Origin of the sequence: Sinorhizobium sp. BJ1 (assembly GCF_002531555.1) — a bacterium.
Lineage (GTDB): Bacteria > Pseudomonadota > Alphaproteobacteria > Rhizobiales > Rhizobiaceae > Sinorhizobium > Sinorhizobium fredii_B.
In genome coordinates this window covers 104,066-110,377 of the sequence record NZ_NWTH01000023.1, presented here as the reverse complement: position 1 = coordinate 110,377, position 6,312 = coordinate 104,066, and the positions used below count along the sequence as shown (strand labels likewise).

The following is a 6,312-nucleotide window of genomic DNA, read 5'->3' as shown; positions in this document are numbered from 1 at the left end:
GGTGGACACCTCATGCCTCAGCACACTCAACCGCAAAAGGTGCTGGGAAATTCGCGCTTACAGCTTAACAAAGAGAAACGCTCCCGATGCCGGCTGATATGGCAATTACTCGGCCACGTGATCCTGCTTCAAGTGCACAACCTCAGAACGGTGCAGACAATACTCTTTCCAACGCAGACGCACCCTAAACAAGCCCACTTTGCGCGTACGAGTTCGTCGCAGTCTCCACGAGAAGAAGCAGACGTAGAGGGTTAGGAACTATCAGAGTTGGTAGGGTGACCGGTCCCTGATTTTTAGACATCCTCATCCTAGGCATAGAGCAAGGGGCCGCTATGGGCAACGTCATTTTCAGTAAAGAGTTCAAGCGTGATGCGGTCCGCCAAGTCAACGAAGAGGCGATCTCGTTTGCGGGTGTCGAAGAGGCTGAATGCCGTACGCATTCACGACTTATGAGTGGAAGAGTTGGTTCGCCACAAGATAACCATAACAAGGATCAAGCCGAAGAGATCAGGCGGCTAAAGTCGGAGTTGGCCCGCGTCACTGAGGAGTGACATCGTAAGAAAGCGCCGCGTATTCTTTAAACCAAGTGACGTACGTATTCTGTCTCCTGGGCTCACCGCGAGTGATCCGTTTGGCTCACTTTTCGATCTAAGGTTTCGTCCCGGTGCGACAAGTTGGAGTGTGAGGCCTGTATGAGTAAGACGATTTCCAAGGTCACATGCGTAGGCGCCGGCTTGATCGGCTCTGCTTGGGCCGCACACTTCATGCGGGCTGGCCTTGACGTGACTGTCCTTGGCAGATCGGCTGAACGCGAAGGATATCTGAGGAAGTCGCTCGAAAAGGCTATGCCGTCTCTGACGGAACTGGGCCTTGCACCCGGCGCATCGCTTTGCCGAGTTAAATTCACAACGGATCTTCAAGAGGCGCTTGAAGATTGCCAGTTCGTCCAGGAAAGTGCAACGGAAGATATCGAGGCGAAGATCGGTTTGATCTCGCAGATAGATGGCTTGACGCCGCCAGAAGCCGTCATTGCGTCAAGCTCGTCGGGCTTTCTTGCTGCAGATCTGAGATGCAAGGCAACCCGTGGCGATCGGATTATCATCGGCCACCCTTTCAATCCCCCGTATCTTGTTCCGCTTGTGGAGTTGGCAGGTGGAGATGTTGCTGCGAAGGCGATCAGCATCGCCACCGATTTTTACCGGATGACCGGATGTGAAGTCGTTGAGCTGTCGCGTGAAGTCGACGGCTACATCGGCAACCGAATCCAGCTTGCCGTCTTCCGCGAAATTCTATATCTCCTGTCGCAGGGAGTGGCGGATCTCGAAGCGATTGACAGAGCGATCACAGCGGGTCCGGCTATCAGGTGGGCTGTCATGGGCCCCTCCTCCGTGTTTTACCTCGGTGTCCGCGATCCTTCCCTATACCAAGAATTCGTCGATCTGATCGTGCATGATCTGGAAAGCGGCTACACCGCTCCTCCGAGCTTCAAGCCAGACAGGGCTCTGATCAACACCTACGCCGACGAAGTATGCCGCGGGATAGGTTCCCAAGGCCAGGGTGATATGATCGCCCTCCGCAACGAGGGCGTCGCCAAAATCAGGAAAGTTCTGGAGGGCCTTAGGAAGCGCAACGGCGACGCTCTATAACATGGAGCTGGAGGTTTGTGGAAGGCCTGACGCCTTCTCAAAGAAGGAAATGCTCCACAGCGCCCGAGGCAGAGTTAACAGTTCAGTTCTTCTCTGCGCGCGCTTCGAGACAATCCAGTGCAGTAGCTCACAACGAAACTTTCGTTCACGTTAAAGACGACGCGGGGCAAATGTGTTTCGTTGGGCGCCTCAAACGCCAAAGAAGTGAGCCTGCCCTTGTTCATCTTGTCGATCAATCTTTCTCCGCGGAGTTTCAACGACGCCTCGAGCTTCGTCCACTCAACAAGGCATTCTTTGTGGTTCGCGAATGTTCTTCCGAACAGAAAGGACAAGGCTTCCAGATCGATCGCGCGATCCCACCTCTCGCAGTCACAGCCAACCTGATATTTTAAGGACGCGGCGCAGCAGGCGAGACCAAAGGTGTGCGCAATGCTGAAATTGAAACAGCTTTCCGAGGGTTCAAAGTATGGCTTTCCTGAGAACTTATCGTACTGAATGTCACTTCCACTCACATCACGCCCGAGCGCCAGCCCTGCATGGTGTAGAGCCGTTCTTCCCGCAATAAATTCCGTCCGTGCAAAGGGGCTTCGCAATTCTGCGAGACGCGCCTTATCGCTAACGCCGAGGAAAGTGCAAGAACTTTGCTCCAGCGGCGACCACTCCCGCAACGCGACAACAACTCCATCCATTTTTAAGAGGGCTGGTAGCTCTAACCTAAATGACGGTAGGTGATCTTGCCCACCGGTGCATATCCGCATCTTTGATCTCGCTGTCGTCGATCGAGGCTTACACCTTCGGCTTTTCTAACTAGCATGATTGAGCCTCTCGAGGCCGTTGACCAGGATAGAGCCGCCGGTCGAACTGGAGGTCCACTCAGGTCTCAGTCCAAGTGATTAAACCTGAATAATCAAGGCCGCAACCTACCAATATTGGCAGTGCAGAGCCTCTGACTGATTTGGTGAGAATTTGGTGGAACACATCCGTGTCGGCACCCTCGGCAAAAGCATTTTCTGTGTTCGTATCAGTCCTCGATAATTTTCAGGAGATCGCGATGCCGCTAGCATCGACGTGCTGGGGTTGAAGTCGCGGCGGACGGAATAGAAAAGCGACGTGGTAATCCGTCGAGAGTGTTTATGGCCACACGTCGAATGGCACAGTGTCGGTTTAGACGGGCCGTGTCTCGTCCCTTATTCCCGCTTGACCTTGTTTAGGCCCTGACGCTGCAGGAAGGCATAAACGATCGTTGTTATTAGCGCGTGTCGATGCAGACCTTGCCATGATCGGCCCTCAAAGTGATCGAGACCGAGTTCTTCTTTCATTTGCTGATGCCACCGGTCGGGCTTTGATGGCGGACGCGAGCTGTTGCAATGTCGCTCCGCTGGGAGGTTGGACAAATAATATTGGCGATCGTCGTTTGAGCGCCACTCGCTAGTCAGCCAAGCCTCCTCGCCCGGCATTGATGTTGTCCCTTGTTGCGGGTTGCCATTGCAATCCGGTACGCAGGGCCGCAAAACGCGCGGTCAAGCGGCCGGTGGTGCGCGACGCCAGCTGAGTTCTTCAATGTCGAGGCTTTCGGCTGCGGTCGATAGCGTATCGGGGATCGGATGCTTGCGTGGCCTTCCGTGTCCGGCAACAGAAAAGATCAATGCGACATCATGGGGATAGGCTTTTTGCTGTTTGGAATGCCTACAGCCCAAATCAGTTTGCGCGCGCGTAGCCCGCATCAGCAAACATTCTACACAAACAGCACACCAGCTACCAGCTGCGATCAGGCGATCGATCTCTTCGAGAGCGATCTCAGGCTTCGTGCGCGGAATACGCTTCGGCTCGGACACTCCAGCCTTCGTCATCCAATCCTGATCACTGGTCAAACTCTCGGGCAGAAACAGCCGTGAGCGGACCCGCGACGACGCGAAGGCCGATGTGTTCACAATCCCGGTTGCCGAGCACACTACCTGGCCTGCGGCATCACCGCCGTAAACTGCCGAGTTTTTTATACGCTTAGAGCCTTGCTGAAGAATGGCGACGAAGCTCGATCGCTGCATCCGCTGTGAGTGGGAATTCGTCGTTCGCTGAGATTGAGGACCTCCTAGCTACGGATAAATGCGGTCGAGTTGGCCCGTACTTCCATAGCATCTACTACGAAGTCTTTCCTCAATCCGCCCCTGAAGATGGCTTCCTCTTGGGTGTTCACAGAGCTTATCGCTATAGCTGACGTGTCCGGCGAAATGGCGTGCACTCGAACCAAGCTCTTGCGGGTGCGCCTCGAACTCCTCCAGTGTTCACTACGGCTGCCTCTTAATCTTGCACCTTTCAACCATCTGATCAGGTAGTGGATTGGGCGCGGGAGCCAAGATATTTTAAAGGAGTTCTGATGAGGTACAGAAGATGGTTGAAGTTCGGAGATCGGTAACCGTCATCAACCGACTCATAGCAAAGGATCTTGACCTGCGTGCCGTCGTCGGCAGCATCGTCGCGCCTTCAAACAAGCGTGCACACCCATTTCCCACAGCCTCCAGGTCTAGGACAATATGCAAATGCCAGGCGAGACAGTGCATTACCGCCAAGCCGAGATGCCGTAATGGGTCGGCACTCCTCGCATAGCCAAGAAGGTGGCTGTCCCTCAGAGTGCTGATGTTGAAACAGGATCCGATGATTCCGTCCCCAAGCATCAAGCGAGCGACAACCATGGACTATTATGCAGGAATTGATGTGTCGCTGGAACAGAGCAACATGTGCGTTGTGGATGGGTCGGGCAAGATCGTGCGTGAGGCGAACGTGGCGAGCGAGCCTGAAGCGCTGTTGCAGCAATTTGCCGATCAGGAGCTGCCGATAGTCAGGATCGGCCTGGAAGCAGGACCATTGTCGCAGTGGCTGCGCGCTGCGCTTGTCGAGGCGGGCCAGGATGTGGTGTTGCCAGAGACGCGGCATGTGAAGGCGGCGCCATCAGCGATGACCATGAAGACAGGGCCGCAAGGATGCTCGCGGGATTGCACAATTGCTGCCCATGGGCTGGTACCGCCCAGTGCATGCGACGTCTGCGAATGCCCCAGACGTTCGAGCGCCTTTGGTCGGTCGCAAGCTTTTGCAGGCCAACTGCTTGATGTCGAGCTCAGCATCCGCGGGATCCTGCGGGGTTACGGGCTCAAGGTTGGCGAGGTGAGCCGGGGCCGTTTCGAGGCGCGCATTCGCGAATTGATCGCAGGGCATGAGATGCTGGAGATAGTCATCGGCGCGATGCTTGAGGTCCGAGCAACTTTGTGGAACGAATTCGCTCGGCTGCACCGTGCGATGCTGAAGATTACCCGCGCCGGTCCAGCTATGCCGGCGGCTGATGAGCGCCCCTGGTGTTGGAGCCTTGGTAGCCATTACCTATCGCTCGGCAGTCTACGAGGGTCGGTTCGAAAAGTCCCGCACGTCGGCGCGTATTTTGGGCTGACGCCGAAGAGGTATCAGTCCGGCGCAACCGATTTCGACGGCTGCATCAGCCAGGTCGGCGATGCCATGGTCCGTACCGCGCACTATGAAGCGGCGCATATCATGCTGACGCGCGCCACGCGGTTCTCCACCCTGAAGCGCTGGGCGATGGAAGTGGCGAAGCGGCGCGGTATGAAGCGGGCCGAGGTGGCGCTCGCCCGCAAACTCGCGACCGTCCTTCACCCCATGTGGGTTGACGTCAGCGCGTTCCGTTGGGGCAAGGACACCGTCCCGCCGTAAAAGCGAAACGAGGTGGCGAAGCAGGCCGCCGACGGCGCTGCTTTCTCCGAGGTCCCGTCGCCGGGACGAGGGCCTGGCAAGGGCGGGAGTAGTCCTGTGAAGGCTTCGGCAAATCACGCGTCCTAGATTGACCTGCCGGCTCTGGATCTGATGGCATGATGTGGCAGCCTTCGTGCTGACCACGGACAGAAGCATGATCCTGGCGGCGTGATGATCACGGAGGGACTTGACGAGCAAGGATCCATTACAGAAGGACCACTGGTGAGACCGAACCGCGTGTATTAAACACTATCTAAGTTAACCACCCGAATGCGACCAGCACATGCAGCGGGTGTCGCGCAGGCGCTGTGCAGCCCTGGTGTGATCGCTGGGACATATATGAATTCTCCTCACCATTCGATGAGGAATCATCGTTGTTTCACGCTGAAATCAAGCAGATAAAAGGAATTCGCCGCGAGCGATCTGAACTCGCACTGCCGCTATCGTCAAATCTTCTTATACGGAGAACACTATGTTCGTGCGCAGCCTACGAGATGTTGAAGCCACTGACCACTTCGTTGAGTGGGGCAGTGGTACCAGCCACCGTCTTTTGACGGCAAAGGACGGAATGGGCTTTACCGTCTGCCACACGGTAGTGCGCGCCAATACTGTCTCACTGCTCCAATACCGCAACCACTTAGAGGCCTGCTATTGCATTGATGGGGAGGGCGAGGTCGAGGACATGGACGGCAATGTCTTTCCAATCCGGAAAGGCGACATTTACGTGCTCGACAAGCACGATAAACACTACTTGCGCGGGGGCCTGAACGAGGACCTCGTTCTCGTCAGCATCTTTAATCCGCCGCTCAAAGGCACCGAGCGCCACAACTTAAGTGACCAGTCAGGCTCGGCCTATTGAGTCGTAAGAATGCGCGGTGTTGTGGGTGTCGGTCCCAAAATTAGCGGCTAA

The 6,312-nt window shown here is 55.9% G+C and carries 5 protein-coding genes and 1 pseudogene; 4 read left to right on the top strand and 2 right to left on the bottom strand.

Annotated features, from left to right (window positions below):
• Positions 1 to 332 precede the first annotated feature (332 nt).
• Both CO676_RS34760 and CO676_RS24485 read left to right on the top strand, forming a co-directional pair.
• On the top strand, positions 333 to 551 hold the full coding sequence (locus tag CO676_RS34760; protein ID WP_144340190.1) for a hypothetical protein: 219 nt from the start codon (positions 333 to 335) through the stop codon (positions 549 to 551).
• 141 nt (positions 552 to 692) lie between these two features.
• Positions 693 to 1,646: a 3-hydroxyacyl-CoA dehydrogenase NAD-binding domain-containing protein gene (locus tag CO676_RS24485; RefSeq protein WP_097522994.1), complete on the top strand. Its 954-nt coding sequence runs from the start codon at positions 693 to 695 to the stop codon at positions 1,644 to 1,646.
• Positions 1,647 to 1,720: 74 nt separating this feature from the next.
• Here CO676_RS24485 and CO676_RS24480 read toward each other — a convergent pair whose 3' ends face one another.
• Positions 1,721 to 2,404, bottom strand: a complete 684-nt coding sequence (locus CO676_RS24480) for a hypothetical protein (RefSeq protein ID WP_097522993.1) — start codon at positions 2,402 to 2,404, stop codon at positions 1,721 to 1,723.
• Between the two features lie 762 nt (positions 2,405 to 3,166).
• The gene (locus tag CO676_RS24475) at positions 3,167 to 3,691 is read right to left on the bottom strand and encodes a transposase (RefSeq protein ID WP_097522992.1); all 525 of its coding nucleotides are present in this window, start codon (positions 3,689 to 3,691) and stop codon (positions 3,167 to 3,169) included.
• A 643-nt stretch (positions 3,692 to 4,334) separates the two neighbouring features.
• Here CO676_RS24475 and CO676_RS24470 point away from each other — a divergent pair.
• Together CO676_RS24470 and CO676_RS24465 are read left to right on the top strand one after the other, a co-directional pair.
• Positions 4,335 to 5,363 (top strand): annotated as a pseudogene (locus CO676_RS24470) (IS110 family transposase).
• A gap of 511 nt (positions 5,364 to 5,874) precedes the next feature.
• Entirely contained in the window at positions 5,875 to 6,261 is a 387-nt protein-coding gene (locus tag CO676_RS24465) for an ectoine synthase (protein WP_097522991.1), read from the top strand.
• Positions 6,262 to 6,312: the final 51 nt, after the last annotated feature.

Coding starts and splice junctions, on each gene's coding strand:
- CO676_RS34760 (WP_144340190.1), top strand. CDS start 333: ATGGGCAACGTCATTTTCAGTAAAGAGTTCAAGCGTGATGCGGTCCGC.
- CO676_RS24485 (WP_097522994.1), top strand. CDS start 693: ATGAGTAAGACGATTTCCAAGGTCACATGCGTAGGCGCCGGCTTGATC.
- CO676_RS24480 (WP_097522993.1), bottom strand. CDS start 2,404: ATGCGGATATGCACCGGTGGGCAAGATCACCTACCGTCATTTAGGTTA.
- CO676_RS24475 (WP_097522992.1), bottom strand. CDS start 3,691: ATGCAGCGATCGAGCTTCGTCGCCATTCTTCAGCAAGGCTCTAAGCGT.
- CO676_RS24465 (WP_097522991.1), top strand. CDS start 5,875: ATGTTCGTGCGCAGCCTACGAGATGTTGAAGCCACTGACCACTTCGTT.